This is a genomic window from Halomonas gemina (assembly GCF_023554995.1).
Taxonomy (GTDB): Bacteria; Pseudomonadota; Gammaproteobacteria; order Pseudomonadales; family Halomonadaceae; genus Halomonas; species Halomonas gemina.
Genome location: NZ_JAMJPK010000004.1, coordinates 18,733 through 41,187, shown reverse-complemented (window position 1 = coordinate 41,187; position 22,455 = coordinate 18,733). Strand labels below are relative to the sequence as shown.

Annotated in this window: 20 protein-coding genes and 1 pseudogene; 9 read left to right on the top strand and 12 right to left on the bottom strand. The window is 70.0% G+C overall.

The window, feature by feature from the left end:
• Positions 1-69 precede the first annotated feature (69 nt).
• The 3 genes from M8009_RS09490 to M8009_RS09480 all read right to left on the bottom strand — a co-directional run bounded on the left by M8009_RS09490 (position 70) and on the right by M8009_RS09480 (position 4,253).
• Entirely contained in the window at positions 70-1,872 is a 1,803-nt protein-coding gene (locus tag M8009_RS09490) for an acyl-CoA dehydrogenase (RefSeq protein ID WP_250060601.1), read from the bottom strand.
• 139 nt (positions 1,873-2,011) lie between these two features.
• Positions 2,012-3,406, bottom strand: coding sequence for an MFS transporter (locus M8009_RS09485; RefSeq protein WP_250060600.1), 1,395 nt, complete (start codon positions 3,404-3,406; stop codon positions 2,012-2,014).
• 208 nt (positions 3,407-3,614) lie between these two features.
• Positions 3,615-4,253, bottom strand: a complete 639-nt coding sequence (locus M8009_RS09480) for a class I SAM-dependent methyltransferase (RefSeq protein ID WP_250060599.1) — start codon at positions 4,251-4,253, stop codon at positions 3,615-3,617.
• A 72-nt stretch (positions 4,254-4,325) separates the two neighbouring features.
• Here M8009_RS09480 and M8009_RS09475 point away from each other — a divergent pair, with 72 nt between their 5' ends.
• From M8009_RS09475 to M8009_RS09465, 3 genes are all read left to right on the top strand, one after another.
• Complete coding sequence (locus tag M8009_RS09475) at positions 4,326-4,709, top strand: VOC family protein (protein ID WP_250060598.1); 384 nt, start codon at positions 4,326-4,328, stop codon at positions 4,707-4,709.
• Positions 4,710-4,793: 84 nt separating this feature from the next.
• Positions 4,794-5,177 (top strand): DUF4870 family protein, encoded by a 384-nt coding sequence (locus tag M8009_RS09470; protein ID WP_250060597.1) that lies wholly within the window; start codon positions 4,794-4,796, stop codon positions 5,175-5,177.
• Positions 5,178-5,180: 3 nt separating this feature from the next.
• The gene (locus M8009_RS09465; protein WP_250060596.1) at positions 5,181-6,110 is read left to right on the top strand and encodes a lysophospholipid acyltransferase family protein; all 930 of its coding nucleotides are present in this window, start codon (positions 5,181-5,183) and stop codon (positions 6,108-6,110) included.
• A 9-nt stretch (positions 6,111-6,119) separates the two neighbouring features.
• Here the strand turns inward: M8009_RS09465 and M8009_RS09460 are convergent, their stop codons facing one another.
• From M8009_RS09460 to M8009_RS09450, 3 genes are read right to left on the bottom strand one after another with little or no spacing between them, the layout of a single operon-like run.
• On the bottom strand, positions 6,120-7,526 hold the full coding sequence (locus M8009_RS09460; protein ID WP_250060595.1) for a mannose-1-phosphate guanylyltransferase/mannose-6-phosphate isomerase: 1,407 nt from the start codon (positions 7,524-7,526) through the stop codon (positions 6,120-6,122).
• A gap of 20 nt (positions 7,527-7,546) precedes the next feature.
• Positions 7,547-8,137, bottom strand: a complete 591-nt coding sequence (locus tag M8009_RS09455) for a YceI family protein (protein ID WP_250060594.1) — start codon at positions 8,135-8,137, stop codon at positions 7,547-7,549.
• Positions 8,138-8,165: 28 nt separating this feature from the next.
• Positions 8,166-9,800 (bottom strand): sulfatase-like hydrolase/transferase, encoded by a 1,635-nt coding sequence (locus M8009_RS09450; RefSeq protein ID WP_250060593.1) that lies wholly within the window; start codon positions 9,798-9,800, stop codon positions 8,166-8,168.
• A gap of 129 nt (positions 9,801-9,929) precedes the next feature.
• On the opposite strand from M8009_RS09450, the gene M8009_RS09445 reads away from it, so the two are divergent.
• From M8009_RS09445 to M8009_RS09430, 4 genes are read left to right on the top strand one after another with little or no spacing between them, the layout of a single operon-like run.
• Positions 9,930-11,480, top strand: a complete 1,551-nt coding sequence (locus M8009_RS09445; RefSeq protein WP_250060592.1) for an OpgD/OpgG family glucan biosynthesis protein — start codon at positions 9,930-9,932, stop codon at positions 11,478-11,480.
• On the top strand, positions 11,467-13,413 hold the full coding sequence (gene mdoH / locus M8009_RS09440) for a glucans biosynthesis glucosyltransferase MdoH (protein WP_250060591.1): 1,947 nt from the start codon (positions 11,467-11,469) through the stop codon (positions 13,411-13,413). Before M8009_RS09445 ends, mdoH begins: the two co-directional genes overlap by 14 nt.
• Positions 13,410-14,234, top strand: a complete 825-nt coding sequence (locus M8009_RS09435; RefSeq protein ID WP_347709841.1) for an FkbM family methyltransferase — start codon at positions 13,410-13,412, stop codon at positions 14,232-14,234. Before mdoH ends, M8009_RS09435 begins: the two co-directional genes overlap by 4 nt.
• On the top strand, positions 14,231-15,031 hold the full coding sequence (locus tag M8009_RS09430) for a creatininase family protein (protein ID WP_250060590.1): 801 nt from the start codon (positions 14,231-14,233) through the stop codon (positions 15,029-15,031). The genes M8009_RS09435 and M8009_RS09430 overlap by 4 nt, the downstream gene beginning before the upstream one ends.
• Before the next feature lie 28 nt (positions 15,032-15,059).
• Here the strand turns inward: M8009_RS09430 and M8009_RS09425 are convergent, their stop codons facing one another.
• Complete coding sequence (locus tag M8009_RS09425; protein ID WP_250060589.1) at positions 15,060-16,202, bottom strand: GTP cyclohydrolase II; 1,143 nt, start codon at positions 16,200-16,202, stop codon at positions 15,060-15,062.
• Between M8009_RS09425 and M8009_RS09420 the strand changes: the two genes are divergently transcribed.
• Positions 16,201-17,139 (top strand): RibD family protein, encoded by a 939-nt coding sequence (locus M8009_RS09420; RefSeq protein ID WP_347709842.1) that lies wholly within the window; start codon positions 16,201-16,203, stop codon positions 17,137-17,139. The genes M8009_RS09425 and M8009_RS09420 overlap by 2 nt on opposite strands.
• A gap of 99 nt (positions 17,140-17,238) precedes the next feature.
• Here the strand turns inward: M8009_RS09420 and M8009_RS09415 are convergent.
• The 5 genes and pseudogenes from M8009_RS09415 to M8009_RS09395 all read right to left on the bottom strand — a co-directional run.
• Positions 17,239-18,105, bottom strand: a pseudogene (locus M8009_RS09415) (lysylphosphatidylglycerol synthase transmembrane domain-containing protein); the annotation flags it as partial.
• Between the two features lie 2 nt (positions 18,106-18,107).
• Positions 18,108-18,983: a class I SAM-dependent methyltransferase gene (locus tag M8009_RS09410; protein ID WP_250060588.1), complete on the bottom strand. Its 876-nt coding sequence runs from the start codon at positions 18,981-18,983 to the stop codon at positions 18,108-18,110.
• On the bottom strand, positions 18,980-20,119 hold the full coding sequence (locus tag M8009_RS09405) for a glycosyltransferase family 4 protein (RefSeq protein ID WP_250060587.1): 1,140 nt from the start codon (positions 20,117-20,119) through the stop codon (positions 18,980-18,982). The genes M8009_RS09410 and M8009_RS09405 overlap by 4 nt, the downstream gene beginning before the upstream one ends.
• Positions 20,119-20,517, bottom strand: a complete 399-nt coding sequence (locus M8009_RS09400) for a 6-pyruvoyl trahydropterin synthase family protein (protein ID WP_250060586.1) — start codon at positions 20,515-20,517, stop codon at positions 20,119-20,121. The genes M8009_RS09405 and M8009_RS09400 overlap by 1 nt, the downstream gene beginning before the upstream one ends.
• 17 nt (positions 20,518-20,534) lie before the next feature.
• The gene (locus M8009_RS09395; RefSeq protein WP_250060585.1) at positions 20,535-21,521 is read right to left on the bottom strand and encodes a zinc-dependent alcohol dehydrogenase; all 987 of its coding nucleotides are present in this window, start codon (positions 21,519-21,521) and stop codon (positions 20,535-20,537) included.
• 283 nt (positions 21,522-21,804) lie between these two features.
• Here M8009_RS09395 and M8009_RS09390 point away from each other — a divergent pair, with 283 nt between their 5' ends.
• A complete protein-coding gene (locus M8009_RS09390) occupies positions 21,805-22,410 on the top strand; it encodes a CDP-alcohol phosphatidyltransferase family protein (protein ID WP_250060584.1) in 606 nt (201 codons plus the stop codon).
• The last annotated feature ends 45 nt before the right edge of the window (positions 22,411-22,455 follow it).

Here is a 22,455-nt window from a genome sequence, read left to right as displayed (position 1 = left end):
AGGCTCCGTAAAGTGGCGGTGAGCGCGGAAGAAGGGGCCGCCGTCGGAACAGGGCCGGCGGCGGGTCGATCAGTGGGCTGAGGCATCGAAGGCAGCGAGGCTGGCCATGCCGGCCTCGATCACCGCGCGCTGGGCGCGGCCCACCGGCAGCCACTGGCGGATAGCGTAGTCGGCGCCCTGGCGCTTCGCCGTATAGAAAGGATCGTCGCTGCCGGCATCGATGGCCGCGCTGGCCTTGAGCGCCGCCCGGCCCATCTGCCAGGCGCACAGCACGTGTCCGGCGAGGCTCAGGAAAGGAGTGGCGTAGGCCTGGACGGCATCGGCGCCGCGCTCGGGGTCGGCGCCAGCCTCGAGCACCGCGACCATGGCGGCGCGCAGGTCGGCGGCCCCGGCGGCGAGCCCTTCGCCGAGAGGCACCAGCTCGGTGGTCGCCGAGAGCGCCCGGGCGGTACCTTCGACCTCGTCGATCAATGCGGACAGGGCCGCCCCGCCGTCGCGCTGCAGCTTGCGGCCAGCCAGGTCCAGGGCCTGGATGCCGTTGGTGCCCTCGTAGATGGGCGCAATGCGGGCGTCGCGCAGCAGCTGGGCGGCGCCGGTCTCCTCGATATAGCCCATGCCGCCATGTACCTGCACGCCCAGCGAGGCGATCTCCACGGCCTGGTCGGTGGAGAAGGCCTTGACCACCGGGATCAGCACATCGACCTTCGCCTGGGCCGTCTTGCGATCGTCCTCGCTGCCTCCATGTCGGGCCACATCGAGCTGTGCGGCGCAGGTGAGCGCCAGGGCGCGCAGGGCATCGGTGCGGGCGCGCATGGAGAGCAGCATGCGACGCACATCGAGGTGGTCGCTGATCGAGCAGTCATTGCGGCCGGAGCGCGGGCTGCGTCCCTGGGTACGATCCAGGGCGTAGGCGAAGGCGTGCTGGCAGGCGCGTTCGGCCACGCCGATGCCCTGGATCCCCACCTTGTGGCGCGCCTCGTTCATCATGGTGAACATGTGGTTGAGGCCGCGGCCCTCCTCGCCCACCAGGTAGCCGATGGCGCCGTCGGTCTCGCCGAAGCTCAGGGTGCAGGTGGGCGAGCCATGGATGCCCAGCTTGTGCTCGATGGAGGCGCAGGTGACGTCGTTGCGCGCCCCCAACGCGCCGTCGGATTCGACCAGAAACTTGGGCACCAGGAACAGCGAGATTCCCTTGTTGCCCTCCGGGGCGTCGGGCTTGCGTGCCAATACCAAGTGGATGATGTTCTCGGCGGCGTCGTGCTCGCCCCAGGTGATATAGATCTTCTGGCCGAACAGGCGATAGTGGTCGCCCTCTTCATCGGGGCAGGGAACGGCGCGGGTACGTACCTTGGAGAGGTCCGAGCCGGCCTGGGGCTCGGTGAGGTTCATGGTGCCGGTCCAGCTGCCCTCGACGAGCTTCGGCAGGTAGATGGCCCGCTGCTCGTCGCTGCCGTGGTGGGCCAGGGCCTCGATGGCACCGGCGGTGAGCATCGGGCACAGGCCCAGCGCCATGTTGGCGCCGTGAAGCATCTCCTGCACTGAGCTTGCCACCACCTCGGGCAGCCCCTGGCCGCCCAGCGCCTCACTGACGCCAATGCCGTTCCAGCCGCCCTCGGCATAGGCCCGATAGGCCTCACTGAAGCCGTCGGGGACGGTCACGCCGCCGTCATCGCGGCGCCTGCAGCCCTGGTGGTCGCCGCTGGCGTTGAGCGGCGACCACACCTCGCCGGCCAGCCTGGCGGCCTCCTCCAGCACGGCCTCCACCAGGTCGGGACTGGCCTCCTCGAAGCCGGGCAGGGCGAGCGAGCCATGCTCGAGCATCTCTTCCAGCACGAAGCGGATGTCGCGGACGGGGGCGGCATAGGGGGTCATGGGTCACCTCGGGGAAAAATGATAGCAACGATAGTAGATTCACTACTTTTCGTTAACCATTAGTCCTAAGTCGACCCCTGAGGCGAACGGGCCCGCTGCAGGGCAGCGGGCTCGATGATGGCGACCGGCGGAGGGGAGCTCAGGGACGCGAGATATTGCCCAGGGCGGCCTCCTCGGGCGTCGGCTCGTCGTCGTAGTAGGCGATGTGCGGCTCGTCGGGCGGCGGTGGGCCGACCAGCGGCTCGGCCACCGCCACCTCGGGCACAGCCCCGGAAAGGTCCTCGACATGCTCGTGCTCGATGGCCCCCTGCAGCAGCTCCTCGGTGACGGAGAGCTCGGCCCCTGCCGCCGACATGGGCGTGCTGGGCGAGAAGCGGGCCACCGGCACCGGCGCCGGGCGCACGCTGCGCCGCCAGCCGAAGAAGGCCACCAGGAACAGGCCCAGGGCGCCAAAGGCCCAGAACAGGCCGGCATCGCCTAGCAGGCTCATCACCGGCGAGACCAGCGGCGGGCTCAGCGCCGAGCCGATGGCGTTGATCAGCAGCAGGCCCTGGCTCATGCGCACCAAGGCACCGGCCGGGGCGCGGTCGGCGGCGTGGCCCACCGCCACCGGATAGAGCGAGAAGACGCCCCCGCCGAGCAGGAACAGCAGCCCGGCGAGGATCCAGGCGCTGATCGGCAGCCACAGCACCGCCGCGGAGATGAGGGTGCAGAAGGCGCCGATCAGGATCAGCACCAGCTGCCGATCGTGGCGGTCCGACCAGCGCCCTACCGGGTACTGCAGCAGCATGGCCCCGAGCACCACCACCGCCATCATCTGGCCGATCCGGTCGACCGAAAGGCCGGTACGCTGAAGGTAGAGCGGCAGCAGCGAGTAGACGGCGGCCACTGCCAGCCCCGAGCCGAAGCTGCCCATTACCCCGGTGGGGGTCAGGGTGATCAGGCGCAGCGGCGAGAGCGGCTCGGCCTTCTCGATCAGCGGCGAGACCCGCGGGATCATCGCCATGGGCAGCACCGAGAGCGAGGCCAGCATGCCGATCACCATGAACGATGCCGCACCGCCCATGGCCTCGGTGACCCCGAGCAGCAGCTGGCCGAGCACACCGGCGGCATACAGCGAGATCATGTAGAGCGCCAGCAGGCGGCCGCGAACCTTGGCCTCGCCGGAGGCCAGCAGCCAGCTCTCGATCACCAGGTAGACGCCCACCGTGGCCCAGCCGCCGATCAGGCGCAGGCCGAACCAGGCCCAGGGTTCAGCCACCAGCCCCTGCAGCAGCACGGTCACCGCCACCAGCGAGGCGAAGCTGCCGTAGGCGCGGATATGGCCGATGCGCAGCAGCAGCCGGTCATTGAGCATGGCGCCCAGCGCCAGGCCGATGAAGTAGGCCGAGGAGACCCAGCCGATCACCACCGGCGACTCGCCGGCGGCGTCCAGACGCAGGGTGATCACCGTGGCCAGGAAACCGTTGCCGATCCCGAGGATGAAGAGCCCCAGCAGGGGCGCCAGGGCCATGGCCAGCAGTTGCCGCGACATGAAGGGGCCTCACAGCAGCAGGTGAAAACGAGAAGGGTGGCAGAAAGTGCCGGAGAGCGCCCGGGAGGCGGGGTGGGGAGCGATTCCGGGCGCGAAAATCATACTCCCGGCCGGCGGCGAGTCAATCGATTTGTTGCCGCCGCTCGCCTGCCAAGACTATCGTTCACCGTGCGCCAGGACCGCGGGCGATGTTCCTGGACGTGCCCTCTCAGGGCTTCTGCAGCAGCGCCACGTCCGGCGCCGGAAACTCGACATGCATGTCCAGGTGGCTGGCCAGCCACATGAAGGTCGCCTCGCTGAAGAACGCCACATGGGTAGGATCGAGGATGTAGTGCCAGCGAGTGAAGGCGTCATGGTCGGTGACGCGCTTGGTCATCAGCCCCAGCCAGCCTCCCGGGGGCAGCAGGGCGACCAGCCTCGCCAGTTCCCGGCCCGGTTCGAAGAGGTGCTCGACGACCTCGCTGGCGGTGATGAAATCGTAGGTCCCGGCCAGCACCGAGCGGTCCGGCGCATAGACGGGGTCGTAGATCGCCATGGGGTGGCCCGCCTCCTCGAACATCACCGACAGCGTCGGCCCCGGCCCCGAGCCGAAGTCGAGCCCTCGCGCGCCGGGTGGGAGCCGTTCATGCAGGGGGGCAAAGAGCCGCGACAGGAAGCGCCGGTAGCCCAGGTCGTGTGGCGAGTTCTCGTGCTGGTCGTAGACCGCCCTCTCCTCTTCTGGCCCGAGCCGCTGCTCGGGCGGCACGAACACCAGCGCGCAGTGTCGGCAGCGGTGGTAGTCGCGTCGGCCGTCACGGTGAAAGTGTCCGGTGTCGATGGACGCACATAGCGGACAGGTCAGCATCATCGTATCCTCTGTGCCAGAACAAGCTCCCCCAGGATTCACCCGCTCTCTCCAGAACCCCGCAAGGAGACCCGAATGCTGTCAGGTCTGGACCACCTGGTCATCACCGTGACCGACATTTCCCGTGCCGTGGACTTCTACTCACGGGTGCTGGGACTGGAAGTACGCTACCGCGACGGCGAGCGCGTCGACCTGTTGCTGGGCGACATCGCCCTGCGCCTGCACTGGACCGCCACCGACGTCACCCCCCGGGCCGCCACGCCAACCCCCGGCAGCCTGGACCTCTGCCTGCGCAGCCTGCTGCCGCTCGAGGAGGTCCAGCGACACCTGGAGGCGCTGGGGGTCGAGGTGGAGCTCGGCCCGGTGACCCGCCAGGGTGCCACCGGCGAGATCACCTCGCTCTACCTGCGCGACCCGGACGGCAACCTGCTGGAGATCAGCCGCCCCATGAAGCCCTAGGAGCCTGCCGGACCCAGGCCCGGTGGCATTGTCGCCTTCGACCGGTATGATTGGCCCCAACCACTTGCTCTACAGGGACGCGCCATGAACGACCAGCCGCCTCAGGACGACGACCGAGCCATCACCGAACGGGGTCCCGCCCCCGACACGACCATTCCCATCGTGGTGTACGTGCTGCACCTGGCCGGCATGGTCACCGGCGGCCTCACCTCGCTGGTCGGCGTGGTGATCGCCTATGTCTACCGTGGCAACGGGCCGGTCTGGCTCGACGAGCACTATCGCTACCAGATCCGCACCTTCTGGATCGCCCTGCTCTACTTCGGCATTTCCGGCCTGCTGACCCTGGTCCTCATCGGCTTTCTCACCTGGCTGGCCGCGGTGGTGTGGCTGGTAATCCGCTGCGTGAAGGGGCTCAAGGCCCTCAACGAGCGCCGCGCGCCGGACAACGTGGACACCTGGTGGCTCTGATCCATGGCCACAGGTAAGTCCCGCTCGAGCACCCTCCAGGCCCGCGCCATCGCCACCCTGTGGCGCAGCCTCGCCGGTCGTCGCCTTTCCAGCCTGTGGCGAATGGCCCGACTGGTCGGCCCGCTGGTGGAGCGGCTTAGCCGCCGGGAGCGCCGGGTCACCCGCGCCAACCTGTATGAGGTCTACCCCTCGCGCAGCGACGCCGAACGCCGCGAGCTCTCCCGGCAGAGCCTGACCCACTCCACCGCCACCATGCTCGAGCTGGGCTTCGCCTGGATGGGCGCCCCCGAGCGGGTCGAAGCCGCGATCCTCGAGGTCCATGGTCGCGAGCTGCTCGACGGGGCCCGCGCCGAGGGGCGCGGCGTCATCGTGCTCGCCCCCCACTTCGGCAACTGGGAGGTGCTCAACTTCTGGCTCTCCGGCCACTTCCCCTTCACCGCCATGTACGAGCCCCCCAAGCTCGCCCCGCTGGACCCGATCATCCGCCAGGGCCGCGAACGCCGTGGGGCGCATCTGGTGCCCACCAACCCGCGTGGCGTGGCCGCCCTGCTCAAGGCGCTCAAGCGCTGCGAGGCCGTGGGCATCCTGCCCGATCAGGAGCCGAGCTGGGGCAGCGGCGTCTTCGCGCCCTTCTTCGACCGCCCCGCCTACACCGCCACCCTGCTGCCCAAGCTGGTGGCGCGTACCGAGGCGCGAGTCGTTACCGGGGTGGCGCTGCGCCTGCCCGGCAAGGGCTTCGCCCTGCATTTCCTGGCCGCTGACGAGCGGGTCTATGCCCCCGACGAGGCCACCTCGGCCACCGGCGTCAATGCCAGCGTGGAGGCCGCCATCGCCCTGGACCCGGCCCAGTACCAGTGGGAGTACAAGCGCTACCGCAAGACCCCCGAGGAGGCCGAGGGTCGCCCGGACTTCAAACGCTTCCGGCTCTACTGAGCGATCCGATCACTCCCGCCCATAGCAATCGTCCAGGCGAACGATGTCGTCCTCGCCCAGATAGCTGCCGGACTGCACCTCGATCAGTTCCAGCGGAATCAGGCCGGGGTTCTCCAGGCAGTGCACCCGCCCCACCGGGATGAAGGTCGAGGCGTTCTCGCCCACCAGGAAGACCTCCTCGTCCAGGGTGACCCGGGCCATGCCGCTGACTACCACCCAGTGCTCGGCCCGATGGTGGTGGAGCTGCAGGGAGAGCCGCGCACCGGGGCGCACCGTGATGCGCTTGACCTGATGACGCGGCCCGGCGTCGACGGCCTGGTAGTGGCCCCAGGGGCGATGCACGATGCTGGTGAACCGGGTCTCTGCCCGACCCTCGGCCTCCAGCCGCTCGACCAGGCCCCGCAGCTGCTGGCTGCGGGCGCGCTCCGCCACCAGCACGGCATCATCGGTCTCGACGATCACCAGGTCCTCTACCCCCAGGGTGGCCACCAGCCGCGAATCGGCATGCACCAGCAACCCACGGCTCTGCTCGCAGACCACGTCGCCGCGCAGGGCGTTGTCGTCGGCATCACGAGGCAGCGCCTCCCAGAGGGCCTGCCAGGAACCGATGTCGCTCCAGCCGGCGGCCAGCGGCACCATGGCCGCTCGGTCGGTACGCTCCATCACCGCCACATCGATGGAGCCGGCGGGACTCTCCCGGAAGGCCCGCGCCGACGGCCGCAGGAAGTCGAGGTCGACCACCGCCGCGTCCATGGCGTCCCGACAGGCCGCCAGCATGGCGGGGGCAAAGGCTTCCAGGGCATCCAGATAGTCATCGGGACGCAGCACGAAGATGCCGCTGTTCCAGAAATGGTCATCGGCCGCCAGGAAGCGCTCGGCGGTGGCGAGGTCGGGCTTCTCCACGAAACGCGCCACCGCATGGCCCGCTTCGCCCAGCGCCTCACCGGCCTGGAGATAGCCATAGCCGGTTTCGGCACGAGTCGGCACCACCCCGAAGGTCACCAGGTGACCTGCACCGGCCAGCCGTGCCGCCGGCCCCAGGGCCACGCGGAAGGCCTCATCGTCTGCCAGGTGATGGTCCGACGGCAGGACCAGTAGCGGTTCACTGCGCTCCTGGCGGCGCGCCAGCAGGGCAGCCAGTGCGATCGCCGGGGCCGTGCCGCGACCCTCGGGCTCGAGCAGCAGGGTCGCCTGCTCGACCCCCGCCTGGCGGAGCTGCTCGGCGGCGAGGAAGCGATGCTCCTCTTGGCAGATGACGATGGGAGCGGCCATGCCGAGCCCCTCGAGACGGGCCAGGGTGTTGGCCAGCAGGCTGCCCTCGCCTTCCAGCGACAGGAACTGCTTGGGCCGCTGCCGGCGCGACAGCGGCCAGAGCCGCACGCCATTGCCGCCAGCCAGGATCACGGGGGTGAACAAGGGCAAGCCTCCTTCGTGGTTCAGGAACTCGATGGCGCCAGCAGCTCGAGGGAGAAGTCGACATGGACCTCATGCTTCACCGTGCCCTCGGTGCGCCAGGCACCGCGTCCCATGTCGAAATCGGTGCGGTCCAGGGTCAGGCGTCCGTCAACATTGACCCGCTCGCCCTGCCGCGTCCAGCTCGCCGGCACCGTCAGCGGATGGGTGTCCCCGCGCAGCTCGAGTTCGCCCTCGATGCGCAGTTCGCCCTCGGCCGGTGCCTGGATGTCGGTACTGCGAAAGACGATCTCGGGGTAGGTCTCGACGTCGAACCAGTTACGCCCGTGCAGCATGCCATCGACGATGTCGTTGCCGCCCGTGATGCTGTCCGATCGAAGGGTCAGCACCAGCTGCCCCTGGCCAGGCTGATCCAGGTCTCCCTCAAGGTCGACCTCGAAGTCCTCGACACGGGTCACCGCTTCGCGGCCGTCGGCGGTGCCGATCAGTTCGATTCGGCTCGCGTCCCGGTCCAGCTCCCAGGCCTCGGCCATGGAAACGGCCATCAGCCCGGCAAGGCCGGACAGCAGGGCGGCCGATGTGGTTCGCGCTGTCCTCGGTGTAGGTCGTGGCATCTTGCCTCCCGGGCCATCCGGCCCTCGGTCAGGGGGTCGTGAGAGGGGCGCCCGGCGCTTCATCAGCGCCGAAGGCCTCATGGAGCCAGCCGCGCAGCGCCTCCTGGCCTGGCAGCTCGCCATCGGGGTAGCGGTCGGGGCGTGGCGGCCGGGTGCCGGACACGAAGCCCCGCGCCAGGAAGGGGTCGAGCAGGCGGGCATCGCCGCTGATTACATGGACCGGGACACCACCGCTGGCGTTGTCGCCGGTGATCAGGGGCGCCGCCTGGTGATCCCCCAGCAGGATCACCAGGGTCTGGTCGTCCACGAAGTCCTCGGCCCAGCGGATGCTGGCCCCCAGAGCATAGTCCAGCGACCTGGCGTAGTGATCGCGTACCCGTTCCAGGTCCTGCCAGAGTTCGTCGGGTGACTCGCCGGCGTCTTCCCAGCGCGCAAAGACGCGGCCATCGCCGATCGCCCCCCAGTCATCGAGCACCGGGAGGATGGGGGTCCAGGGCGCATGGCTGCTGATCAGCGCAATCTGGGCGAAGAGCGGCGCCGCGGCGCCCTGGCGGATCCGCTGCTCGAAATGGTGCAGGGTATATTGGTCGGGCATGGTCACCCAGTTCAACGGTGGGCCGGCATAGTCGAGGTCCGCGGCGGCGTGGATCTCGTCGAACCCGTAAGCGCGGCCCTCCGGCCAGGCCATGGTGATGGCCGGCATCACCGTGAGGGTGCGGTGGCCGGTAGCGCGGAAGTCGTCCACCAGGGTGGTGCGCTCGCTCTCCAGCATCAAGCGGTACCAGAGCGAATTGTCGACCCGCAGGCCGCTCAGCGCCGTGGCATGCGCCAGCCATGACTGGCCGCCGCGGATCGGCGAGTCGAGAATGCCGGAGGCCACCGACAGGTCGGCGGCAGCGAAGCGCTCGGCCATGTCGTCGAGGCGCGGGCCCAGAACCCGGGCGTAGGGAGCATCGAACAGCGCCGATATGCCATAGGACTCCACGAAGACCAGCACCACATCGCGTCCGGCAAGCCCCGGCAAGGCGGTGACCCTGGCGGGCGAGGCCGTCATCCGCTCGGCAAAGTCGCGGTGGGCGCGGCGCGTCTCGACCAGTTGCCGCCCCTGGAAGTGCAGGGTGTCGAGCAAGGGCGTTCGGGCCACCGCTAGCGGGCGGTGATGCTGGAGCTCGGCGGCGATCAGCGCACCGCTTGCCACCAGCATCACCAGGGCACCGGCCAGCGCTCGGCCGCTGCGCGCGGCGACCTGCAGGCTCGCGACCATCCTTGCCAGCAACCAGGCCGCGAGTACCAGCAGGACCATGGCCAGCAGGGTGACCAGGCCGGCCAAAGGAAATCCCAGATTGCCCTCGAGCAGGTGAAAGACGGAACGCAGCAGGGGAAGGTCCAGATAGAGGTTCAGGGGGCGCCCGAACGTCAGCTGCGTCGCCACCTCCCCCAGGCCGACCAGCAGGAACGCCATGACCAGGGCCGACACCAGCCAGCGCAGTCCGGCAAACAGGCCGGCCGACGGCAACAGTGCCAGCAGCCCTGCCAGCAGGAGGGCCTCCAGGGCAATCCAGCGGGGGGCCAGCTCGCCATGCAACAGCCATACTGGTGCCAGCAGCACGCCATTGAGCAGCGCAAGGGACAGGAACCAGCAGAGGCGAGAACGAAATGGCATGAGCAATCACCCGGGTCAGATGGACCACCAAGCTCTCATTGTATAATCTTTGTATAGAGATATCGTTGCAACTTGCCACCGATCCTGTTGTCACCCCACCGGGAGATGCGACTCAAGGAGGATCATGCCATGTCCCCATCAGGGTGGCTGGCCGCCGGCCTGCTCATCGCGGGAATCACGCCTGCGACCTGGGCCGAGCCCGACCCGGACCTGCCCGGCGTCTTCGAGGAGGCGACCGACCGCGCGCGCCAGCTCGCGGCGTCCCCCTATGATGAGCAGGCCGGCGACCTGCCCCAGGCACTGCGCGACATCGACTACGATGTCTACCGCTCGATCCGCTTTCGCCCGGAAGCCGCCCTCTGGCAGGACGAGGCGCTGTTCTCGGTACAACTCTTCCATTCCGGTTTCCTGTTCGAGCGGCCGGTGCGCCTGCACCTGGTCGAGGAGGACGGACGGCACGACCTACCGTTCCAGTCGTCCTTCTTCCGCTACGATGGTGCCGCCGCTCCCCTGGCGGAGGAGGACCTGAGTGGCGCGGGGTACGCGGGCTTTCGCCTCCACTATCCCCTCAATCGCGAGGACTACCATGACGAGTTCCTGGTCTTCCAGGGTGCCAGCTATTTCCGGCTGGTGGGACGTAACCAGGGCTATGGCCTCTCGGCCCGCGGGCTGGCCATCGATACGGCCTCCTCCGGCGGGGAAGAGTTCCCGGCCTTCAGGGAATTCTGGCTGTTAAAGCCCGACCCCGAAGCGCCCCGTATCGACATCGTCGCACTGCTCGACAGTCCCTCGCTGGCCGGCGCCTACCATTTCCGGGTGCACCCCGGCGAGCAGATCGAGGTGGAGGTCGAGGCCCGGCTGTTCGCCCGCCGCGACGTCGAGAAGCTGGGCATCGCCCCGCTGACCAGCATGTTCATGCACGGCGACGTCAGCCCCTACCCGGCCGACGACTTCCGGCCCCGGGTGCATGATTCCCAGGGCCTGCTGATGCAGACCCATGCCGGGGAGTGGATCTGGCGCCCCCTGAACAATCCGCGTGAGCTGCGCATCACCCGCCTGCAGGACGAGAATCCGGCCGGCTTCGGCCTGGCCCAGCGCGACCGGGACTTCGACAGCTACCTGGACATGGAGTCGCGCTACGAGCGCCGCCCCAGCCACTGGATCGCCCCGCTCGGCGACTGGGGGCCGGGCAGCGTGGAGCTGGTCGAGATCCCCAGCGACTCGGAGACCAACGACAACATCGTCGTCTACTGGGTCCCCGAGCAGCCGCTCGAGGCCGGTGAGTCACGTACCTATCGCTACCGGCTTGCCACCTTCGATGCCCAGCGTCCCGAGCAGACCCTGGCCAGCGCCGTACGCACCCGACAGGGCTGGGGGGCCGTGCCGGGCCAGAGCGACCCACCGCCTCGCAGCCTTCGCCAGTTCGTGGTCGACTTCCAGGGGGGTGAGCTCTCGAGCCTCGACGCCACTCATCCGGTCGAGGCCGAGCTCGAGGTCTCGAGCGGCGAGGCCCGACAGCTGATGGTGCAACGCCTTCCCGACGGCGACACCTGGCGCGCCTCCTTCCGGATACAACCCGAGGGGGAGACTCCCGTGGACATGCGTCTCAAGCTGTCGCTGCGTGACGCGCCCATCAGCGAAACCTGGAACTACGTCTGGAATCCCGATGAACTGCGCTGATCGCTCCCCCCGGGTGCCATGGCTGGCCGCACGTCAAGCGGGTATCGCCCTGCTGGTGCTCGCCACGACCGCCATGGGCAGCTGGGCCATGTTCGAGATCCTGCGCGTCAACGGCGTCACGGCGCTGCAGGGTATCGTTTTGGGCCTGTTCGTGATCACCTTCGGCTGGATCACCATCGCCTTCTGGACGGCCATTATCGGCTTCCTGCTGCAGCTGGCTCGCCGCGACCCCCTGACCCTGGCCCGCCTCGCTCGCCGGCCGCCGGCGAGCGATCCCGGCGAGCACCATACGGCCCTGGTGATGCCCATCTATAACGAGGACCCCGAGCGCGTTGCAGCGGGCCTGGAAAGCAGCTGCCGGTCGCTGCTCGAACAGCCCCACGCCCGAGGGTTCGAGGTGTTCGTGCTCAGCGATACCCGGGACGATGCGATCGCCCGCCGGGAACGAGCCGCCATCGCCGGCCTGCAACAGCGACTGTCACCCGAACTTCCGATCCACTATCGTCGCCGCGAAGACAACCTGGGCCGCAAGGCCGGGAACCTGGCGGAGTTCTGTCGCCGCTGGGGCGGTCGCTACGACTACCTGGTCGTGCTGGACGCGGACAGCCTCATGGGGGGCGCGACCCTGGTATCGCTGGTGGCCGCCATGCAGGCCAATCCCAGGATCGGCCTTATCCAGACGGTACCGATCCCGGTTCGCTCGGCAAGCGTGTTCGGTCGCTTCACGCAGTTCGCCGCCGCGCTGCACAGCCCTCTACTCGCCACCGGGCAGTGTTTCTGGCAAGGGCATGCCGTGAACTTCTGGGGACACAACGCCATCCTGCGCACCCAAGCCTACATGGCCAGTTGCGGCCTGCCAGAGCTTCCCGGCAAGCCGCCGCTGGGCGGCGAGATACTCAGCCACGACTTCGTCGAGGCGGCGCTGATGCGACGGGCCGGCTGGGAGGTCCACCTGGATGTCCGTCTCGGCGAAAGCTTCGAGGAAGTGCCCAGCAATATCCTCGAGTTCGCCAAGCGCGACAGGCGCTGGATCCAGGGCAACCTGCAGCATCTTCGGCTGCTCACCGCCACCGGCCTTCACCCCATGAACCGCCTCCACTTCCTGTTCGGGGCGCTGGCCTACCTGACCTCACTGCTGTGGGGACTGATGCTGGTGGTCGGCACCGTGGACGCCATCGGCCGGGCCCAGGGTCGCCATGACTTCTTCAGTGCCGGCTACCAGCTCTTTCCCGACTGGCCCATCGCCACGCCCGACCTGATCATGCCCCTGCTCATCAGCACGGCGGTGGTACTGCTGCTGCCGAAGGTACTGGGGTTCCTGCTGGCCTTCATTCAGCGGCCCGCCGCCTTCGGCGGCCGGGCACGGCTGCTGGCAAGCACCCTGCTGGAGATCGCCATCGCCATCCTGATCGCCCCCCTCATGATGCTGCTGCACAGCTGGTTCATCCTGAGCGTGCTCAGTGGCCAGAAGGTGAGCTGGGACGCCCAGGTCCGCGAAGGGCGGTCGGTGCCCTGGCGGGATGCGCTGCGCCACACCTGGCTCGCGACCCTGATCGGCGCACTTTGGGCCTGGTCGACCTACCTGCTCGCCCCGCTGTTCTTCTGGTGGCTCTCCCCGGTCTGGCTGGGCCTGCTGATGGCGGGGCCCCTGGTCAAGCTGACCAGCAGCCTCACCCATGGCCGCAGGCTCTACCGCGCCGGCCTGCTGAGGGTACCGGCGGAGGTGGCGCCCACCGCCGTCCTGCAGCGGCTGGCCACGGCCTCGCCGAGCCAACCCGAGGCCCGCCTGGCCCCCCCACCGCCGGAGCATCCCGGCGAGATGCCGGTACAGTCGTTCTCTACCTGGCCGCCGGTGGCAAAAACGCCCTCCTCCAGGCCCGCCCAGCCGCCGACGGCCCTGGCGAACACCGACCCGAGGACGAAACGCGAATGACGCACACCGAAGGCCCTGGCATGTCCACCCCGCTGGTCGCGGCGACCCGCCGATTGTCACGCGGCCTGGGACTGGCTCGCTCGCTGGTCATCTACTGGCGGCCGGGACGCCAGCGGGCCCTGCAGCGGCTCTATGCCGACTTCGTCGGGCCCGGCGACCTGGCGTTCGACATCGGTGCCCATCTGGGCGATCGCACCGCCGCCTTCCAGGGGCTGGGCGCCCGAGTGGTCGCGCTGGAGCCCCAGCCGGCCCTGTTTCTCTGGCTGAAGCGCCTGGTGGGACGGCGCCGGGGTGTCACCCTGCTGCCCAGCGCCGCCGGAGCGGCACCCGGCGAGGCCGAGCTGGCGGTGAGCGAGGCGACACCGACCGTCTCCACCCTGGCCCACAAATGGCGCCGCGAGATCGCCGAACGTAACCCCGGCTTTCGCAAGGTACGCTGGGAAGGCCGCCAGCGAGTCCCCGTGACCACCCTCGACAGGCTGATCGCCGACCATGGGCTGCCGCGCTTCTGCAAGATCGACGTGGAGGGCTTCGAGGCCGAGGTCCTGGCCGGGCTTACCCAGCCCATCGAAGGGGTCTCGGTGGAGTTCGTCGCCGGTGCCCTGGACGTGGCCGACCGCTGCGTGGTGCGGCTGGCCGGGCTGGGCGACTACCGCTTCAACGCCATCGCCGGCGAGGGCCGGCGGTTCGCGTGGACGACGTGGCGCTCGGCGGCGGCCACGCGTGAGTGGCTGGCCGAAGGCGCCGACGGCCTGGCCTCGGGCGACCTCTACGCACGGCGTATCGACGACCGACACGACACGGAGCGCAATGGCCCATGAGTGATCTCCCCCCTTGCCCCCGTTGGCGGGATCTCACCCGTCATGAGATCTCGACCCTGCCGCGCACTAGCGTGGCGGTGATGGTGGTGGGCGCCATCGAGCAGCACGGCGCCCACCTGCCGCTCTCCACCGACCTCGATATCGGTGAGGGGCTTCTGGAGGAGGCTCTCACCCACCTGCCCGGGCGCTTCCCTCTGGTGATCCTGCCGCCGATGGCGGTGGGAGCCAGCGACGAGCACCTGAGCTTCCCCGGGACCCTCAGCCTGCCACCGGAGCTGGCCATCGCCACCCTGGAGGCCCATGGCGACGCCGTGGCCCGGGCCGGCCTGCAGCGGCTGGTGCTGCTCAACAGCCATGGCGGCAACAAGGCGGTGATGGACCTGGCCGCCCTGCGACTGCGCCGCCGGCACGGCATGCTGGTGGTCAAGGTCCACTACACCCGAATGCCGCCGCCGGGCACCCTGCCCGCCGAGGAGCTGCGCCACGGGCTCCACGGGGGCGCGCTGGAAACCGCCATGATGCGCCACCTGGCCCCGCACAAGGTGCGCCTCGACCAGCTGGACCACCCGCCCTCGCGGGGTGAGGCGATGGCAGAGCAGGGACTGCTGCTGGGCCCGGAGGGAGAGGCAGCCTTCGCCTGGCTGGCCGAGGACCTGCATCCCGCGGGGGTGGTGGGCAATGCCCGCCTCGGCACGGCCGAACTCGGCCAGCGGCTGGTGGCCCACTACGGCAAGCGCATCGCCCGCATCCTGTGCGAGACCCGGGACATGGCGGTCAATACCTTCCGCCGTCGCTAGCGCTCGTCGCTCTCCGCCCCCCCCCCCCTCACGACCGGGCGGCCGGGCCCTGATCGCCTTCGAACACGGCATCGAGCAGGTGGCCGGCGCGTTCCGACTTGGCGCTGAGGTAGCGCCGATTGTGATCGTTGAGGCTGCCATAGAGCGCCTGGCGCTCGACCACCTCGATACCGCCCTCGGCCAGGGCCGCCACCTTGCCCGGGTTGTTGGTCAGCAGCTGCACGCGACGGATGCCCAGGGCATCCAGCATGTCCACCGCGACCCCGTAGCGTCGCTCGTCCTCACCGAAGCCCAGGATCTGGTCGGCATCCAGGGTGTCCAGGCCGCTGTCCTGGAGGGTATAGGCGCGCAGCTTGTTGGCCAGCCCGATGCCGCGCCCCTCCTGGGCCAGATAGAGCAGCACGCCACCGCCCAGCGCCTGGATGTCGGCCACAGCATTGCGCAGCTGCTCACCGCAGTCACAGCGCAGGCTGCCGAACAGATCCCCGGTCAGGCAGGCCGAGTGCAGGCGCAGCGGCACCGCCGCATCGCCGCTGCCGGGCTCGCCGATCACCACCGCCACGTGCTCGCGCAGGCCATCGGCTTCGCGAAACAGGATGAAGCGACAGTCGAAGGCATCCGCCAGGGGGATCTGCGCCTCGCTGACGCGCTTGAGCATGCCGACACCCCCCTCCAGGCAGTGCTCGGCCTGATCCGAGCGGACCGCAAGCCAGGTGCCCTCCGCCACCCGGGCCTCCACGGCGGGCCGTTGCACCTCGCTGACCCGGGCCACCAGCGCCGCCGGAATCAGCAGCGCCCGGCGCATCAGCGCCAGGGCCGCGCGGTCGGCCGCCTCGGCGGGGGCCAGTGACCGGCGCCAGTCGGCCAGTTCCTCGCGCCCCACCGTCACCTCCGGGGCGATGCCGAAGGCCAGGTCGACCAGCCGCCGCCGACCGGTCCCCTCGGGCAATGGCAGGCGGGCCGAGCCTCGGGCACCCGGCGCCCCCAGGACCGCCAGGCGGTGGTCGCTCAGGACCAGCGAGGGCGTGTCGCCCGCGTAAGTGGCCAATCGCGACACCGACGCCTCACTCGCCCCCTCGATGGCCTGGACCAGCACGCAAGCGTCTCCGGCGCTGACCACCACCGGCAGCCCCCGTCGCAGATCGAAGATGGCCCGTTCAACCTGATGCATGGTGCCCTCCTTGCACGCCTTGTCCCGCCGCGGCGGACTGCGCATGATGAAGTCTTTCCCCTGGCCCGGAGCCCTCATGCCCCCGACCCTGCCCGACACCCTGGACCACGAGACGGCCTGGCAGGCCCTGTGCCGGGCCCGCGAGGGCGCGACCCGCTCCGCGGCGGCAGTTTACAGGGACGGCCCGTTGCAGCTGACGGCCAGCGGATGGACGTCGGAGATCCCCGCGAGCGAGGAGGCCCGGGAACTGCTCGACAACCTGACCCCGCTGGCGATGCATCCCGGCCGCCTGGCCCTGGCCCAGCTCGGCCAGAGCCTGGATGGCCGCATTGCCACCGAGAGCGGACACTCCCACTACATCAATGGTCCCGAGAGCCTGATGCACCTGCACCGGCTGAGGGCCCTGGTGGATGCCGTGGTGGTCGGCGCCGGCACCGCCTGCGAGGACGACCCCCTGCTCACGGTGCGCCACGTCAGCGGGCGCCAGCCGGTGCGGGTGATCCTCGACCCGCGAGGCCGAGCGCCGGCGACGCTGCGCCTGCTGCGCGAGGCCCAGGCCCCCTGCCTCCACCTGGTCGGCGAGCAGGCCGCTATCGCCACACCGGAGGCCAACCACGTCACCCGCCTGCGGCTGCCGCTGGGACCCGACGGCTTCGCCCCCGCTGCCGTGCTCGAGGCGCTTGCCGCTCGCGGGCTCGAGCGCGTGCTGATCGAGGGCGGCGGCATCACGGTATCGAGGTTCCTGGAGGCCGGCGTGCTCGATCGCCTGCACCTGCTGGTGGCACCGCTGCTGATCGGCTCCGGCCGGCCGGGGCTGGCCATGTCGCCCATTGCCACCCTGGAGCAGGCGCGTCGCCCCGCCGCGCGGACCTTCCGCTGCGGGGACGACACCCTCTTTGACCTGGACCTCACCGAGGCGGACCTCAGCCGGCCCTGACCCTTCAGGGTCCGAGGGGCCCGCGTCCGATGGCACGGCGCCGACGCGGCGGCGGACCAGGCCCGGGAGAAACAGCGCACCGGGCAGGCTCGCCAGCAGCACCAGCAGGCCGTAGGCCATCGACACCGCCACCCCCTCGGCCGGCGGCAGCCCGGCCAGCCCCCAGACCAGTGCCGCCGCGCCCTCACGAACGCCCCAGCCGGCCAGCGAGAGCGGGATCAGCATCGCCATCAGCACCGGGGGCACCAGCGACAGCAGCGTGCCCAGCGACAGCGTGACCCCGATCGCCCGGGCCGCGCAGACGAACACCAGGGCATAGCTCAAGACCAGCAGCAGGGAGCCGGCGAGCTGCCGTGGCCAGACCGAGGAGGCCAGCAGACTGCGACGCAGGTCTCTCCCCAGCCCGGCCAGCGCCGCCGGCGGCTGGCGCAGCAGACGGCGCGTCATCGGCACGCCGAGCACGGCCAGCAGCGCGGCGACCAGCAACCAGCCCGGCGAGAAAAGACCGGCCAGCGCCTCGCCGAGCAGCCCCTGCCACAACGGCGACATGGCCACCACCAGCAGGGTCAGCAGCAGCAGCGCCAGCTGGCCGGAGGCGCGTTCGATGATCACCGCCCGCCAGGCGCTGCACCGGCGTCCGCTGGCCCGGGAGTGTCGCCAGGCCCGGGCGGCATCCCCCGCCACCCCGCCGGGCAGCACCTGGTTGAGGAACAGGGCCAGGTAGTACTCCCGCAGCGCACGCCCCCAGCCCAGCGACAGGCCGAGACGGCATGCGGTCAGCCGCCAGCGCCAGGCGGAAAGCAGCACCTGAGGCAGCGTCAAGGCCAGGGCCATCAGGATCCAGCCCGGGGCCAGGGGACCGACCGCGTCGATCACCTCCCCCGGCTCGAGCCACGCCCAGAGCCCGCCCAGCAGCAGCAGGCTGGCCAGTGGCCGCCACAGGCGAGAGGATCGGGTCGGCAACATGGTCACCCTGGACCCGCCGCCGGCCAGGCGAAGAGGTCGCGATGCCCCACCGTCACGCCTAGCTCCCCGGCGAGCATGGCCGCCAGGCGGCGGTCTCGCCAGGCGCCGAGGCGCGTCGCCTTTGTCGGCGTCTCATCGACGGCGGCATCGTGCCAGCCGGTGACCAGGGCCTCGGCCAGAGATCGCCGGGTGGCGTCCCCGGCCGCCAGATGCCAGGGGGTGGCATCGCTCTCCACCCGGAAACCGGCGCCCGCCAGGGTGCTGACCAGCACCGCGGGCGCCTCACCACCCAGCGCGGGCCCCAGGCCCTTGTCGCGGTACTGATGCGCCTGGAAGAGGGTGCGCACGGCGATGTCCTCGCTGTCATCGACGCGCGCGCCCTGACGGTCCAGGAAGGCCCAGTCGCCGTCCACGCTGAGGGTCAACAGCAGGGCCTGGCCACGGTCCGCGCAGGCGGCCACCAGCGATTCCACCCAGCAGCGGGGCATCAGGTCGAACAGCGCCGAGGCAACCACCAGATCGGCACCGGCGAGCAGTCCCCCATCGATCGGGGCCAGGCCGCGGCATCGGGTCTCGAGGGCCACCGGGGCCCCGGCACTGTCGCGCGGGCGGCTGCCCCGCCGGCGGGCATGGCACAGCAGGCCGGCATCGTGATCGACCAGTCGCCAGCGCTGGGGGCCAGGCAGGCGGGGGGCCAGGAAGCGCAGGTTGCTGCCGCTGCCGCTGCCCAGGTCGACGATGCCATGGGGGGCGGCGCGCGCGTTCAGCCACTCTGCGGCCAGCCCGGTCAGGCGATGGCTCCGCGACCGGGCATCCAGTCCTTCGCGCAGTGCCAGCCACTCCGCGGAGAACAGATCGTGGGCGGTGGTGGCACTCATGACGACAGCCTCCGCTCGCGGCGGGCCGGGTCGCCGATGGGCGCCACGGGGATACCCGCCAGCGCGGCCATGAAGGCCTGCCCCGCCTGTTGCCAATCCGCCAGCCCCTGCCTGGCCTGACCGGCACCGCAGCGCAGGCGGCGCCTGACATCGGCATCGTCCATCCAGCGCGACAGCGCCTCGCGCAGTGCGCGGGCATCACCGGGGGGCACGGCGATGCCCGCCTCGGGGGGCAGGGTATCGGCCAGGGCCCCGCCGGTGGTGGTGATCACCGGTAATCCCCGCGCCAGCGCCTCGGTCACGACCATGCCGTAGCCCTCGTAAAGGGAGGGCAACACGAAGAGATCGGCCCGGTGGTAGGCCGCTGCCAGTTCCGCGGCATCCCGCTCACCGGCCCAGACGATGCGTTCCGTCAGGCCATCCCGACGCGTGGTCTCGAGCAGGCGGGCGGCGTGGGCGGGGTCCCGTGAGTGGCTGCCGATGACCTCGAGGGTCCAGTCGCGTCCCTGCAGCCCGGCCAGCGCCTCCAGCAGGCAGTCATGCCCCTTGCGGGGCGTGAGGGTCGCCACGCAGAGCAGCCGCCAGGGAGGCGTCGGGTCATCGTGGCCCAGGGCGCTGGCCGCGAGCGGAGCCGGCGCGACGCCGGGCTGTGCCACCCGGAGTCGGTCATCGGGGACGCCATACGCCGTCAGGCCCCGGGCGGTGTGGGAACTGGTGACGATCACCCGGCGGGCTGCGGCCAGCGCCCGGGCTTCACTCTCGCGAAACGCCCTCTGCTCGGCGAGGTCGAGGCCGGTCTCGTCGGCCAGGGGGTGATGGACGAGGGCGATGATCCGCAGACGCGCGGCATGTTGCTCGACCTCCTCGGGCAGTCCGCCCATGGCCAGGCCATCGATGACCACCCGGGCAGCGTCGGGAAGCCGCCCCAGGGCAGCCGTCATGCTGCGACGGGCCTTCGGGTCAGCCAACGGGAAACGTCCCTCGAGCCCGACCACCGCGACCCGCCATCCCTGCCGGCGCAGTTCCGTCACCATCCGGGCATCGTAGACATAGCCCCCGGTGCACTGGTCGGGATCACCGGCGACGATCAGCGTCAGCTCTGGCATCACCTCCACGGGCATCGCGTCCTCGGGCATCAAAGCGCACCCTCATAGCTGGCCCAGGCGACATGCGATTCATGCAGGGTCACGCACAGAGAGTCGAGGCCCATGGCGGCCTCACCGAGGTGACCGAGCTGTATGGCCGTGGCAAGACGCTCGAAGACCACCCGCGCCATGAACTCGGTGGTGGTGTTGCGGCCCTGGAACTCCTCCACCTCATCGAGGTTGTGGAAATTGAACTCGGCGAGCACCCGTTTGAGGGCCTCACCGGCCAGGCCGATGTCCACGACCAGGCCGTCATTATCGAGTTCGCGACGCTGGAAGGTGACGTCGACCACATAGGTGGCACCGTGCGTGCGCTGGGCGGGACCGAAGACGTCACCACGGAAGCTGTGGGCGATCATGAAATGGTCCCGAACGTTCAGGCGGTACATGGGGCAAGCTCCTCGCTTCAGGAAAGGGTCGGGTAACGCAGCCGGTGGCAGAGCACGTCGCCTGCGCCGGCGGCCAGGCGCGGCATCACTGCCGGCAGCTCCTGGAAGTCGCTCTCGCCGCTGATCAAGGCGTCGAGGCAGGGCGCGCGCAGCAGGTCCAGGGCCAACGCCAGGCGGCGGCGGAAGTCCCAGCGTGTCGAGCGACCGGCCGCCATGTGCCCGACCTGGCTCGCTTGCAAGGTCAGCCGTCGCGAGTGGAAGGCCTCGCCCAGGGGCAGGGCCACCTCGCCACTGCCGAACCAGCTCATCTCCACCACCCGCGCCTCGTCACCGGCCAGCGCCAGTGCCAGGCGCAGCCCCTCGGGATTGCCGCTGGCATGCACCACCAGGTCATTCTCGTGCCGGGCGGCCGCCGGGAGGGAGAAGTCGAGCCCCAGGGCCTCGGCCAGCGCCGAGCGCCCCGGCACCACATCCACCAGCTGCACCCGGGCCCCGGGAATCGCGGCACACAGCCAGGCCACCAGGGCGCCGACCACACCGGCGCCAACCACGCTGATACGATCGCCTACGCCGGGCGCGGCGTCCCAGACCCCGTTGATGGCCGTCTCCATGTTGGCCGCCAGCACGGCCCGCGCCGCCGGCAGGCCTTCCGGTAGCGGCGTCACGGCGCCCATCGGCACCACGTAGCGGTCCTGGTGCGGATAGAGGCAGAACACCTCTCGCCCGACCAGCGCGGGCTCACCGGCCTCGACCACGCCGACGCTGACGTAGCCATACTTGACCGGCCCGGGGAAATCCCCCTCCTGGAAGGGGGCCCGCATGCGTTGCCACTCGCTTTCCGGTACCCGGCCCTCGAAGACCAGCGACTCGGTGCCGCGACTGATGCCGCTGTAGAGGGTGCGAACGGCCACTTCGCCGGGGCCTGGCGTGGCCAGCGGCTCCTGTCGCAGGGCTCCCTGGCCCGGTGCCAGGGTCCAGAAGGCGGTAGCGGTAGCATGGGGCATGGCAACTTCCGTATCGGGAGTATCAGCGGTCGGCGCAGGAGGTAACGAGACAATGGGCGACATCGATACCGCGGAATCCATGTGACAACGCTGTTGGCGGTATGCTCAATCTTCTACAATATTGATACACGAATACTGAGGCGCACAATGCAGCACTGTCAATCGAGCACTGCATCATGCCAGGAGGCAGGCCATCACCATCAACCGTGACCTTGGCGCAGGCGCCCTGGTCCTGCTGGCCTCGACGGCCCTGCTATGGGCATGGCTCGGTGCAAGCCCCTGGGTGCTCCTGCTCGCCGCCGTCGCCTACCTGGTCATGGCCGGGCTCATCCTGGCAGGCGTGCCCCGCCACTGGGGAGGCCTGGGCCTGGCCAACCGCATCACGCTGTGGCGCGGGACGCTGATCGCCCTGCTGGCCGGCACCCTGGCCGACCCCGGCCTGCTGGCGCAATACGCCGTTCCCCTCGCCGCCCTGGCCCTGCTGGCGCTGGTGCTGGACGGCGTGGATGGCGCGGTGGCGCGCCGCACCTCTACCCAGAGCGAGTTCGGGGCGCGCTTCGACATGGAACTCGATGCCTTCCTGATCCTGGTGCTGTGCCTGGCGCTGCTCTCGCTCGGCAAGGCAGGGCCCTGGGTGTTGGCCATCGGGGCCATGCGCTACGCTTTCGTTATCGCCGGGCTCAAGCTCTCCTGGCTGACCGCTGCACTGCCGGAGAGTCGTCGCCGCAAGGCCGTCTGCGTCTGGCAGGTGGCCGCCCTGATGATCGCCCTGCTGCCCGTCGCTGGCACCACTGCTACGACCTGGCTGGCGGGAAGCGCCCTGGTCGGCCTGGCCGGGTCCTTCATCATCGATATCCGCTGGCTGTACCGCCATGCCTCGACAAGATGAGCAGAGGAACGTCGGACCGGCCGCCACTCATGAACCGGGAGGACA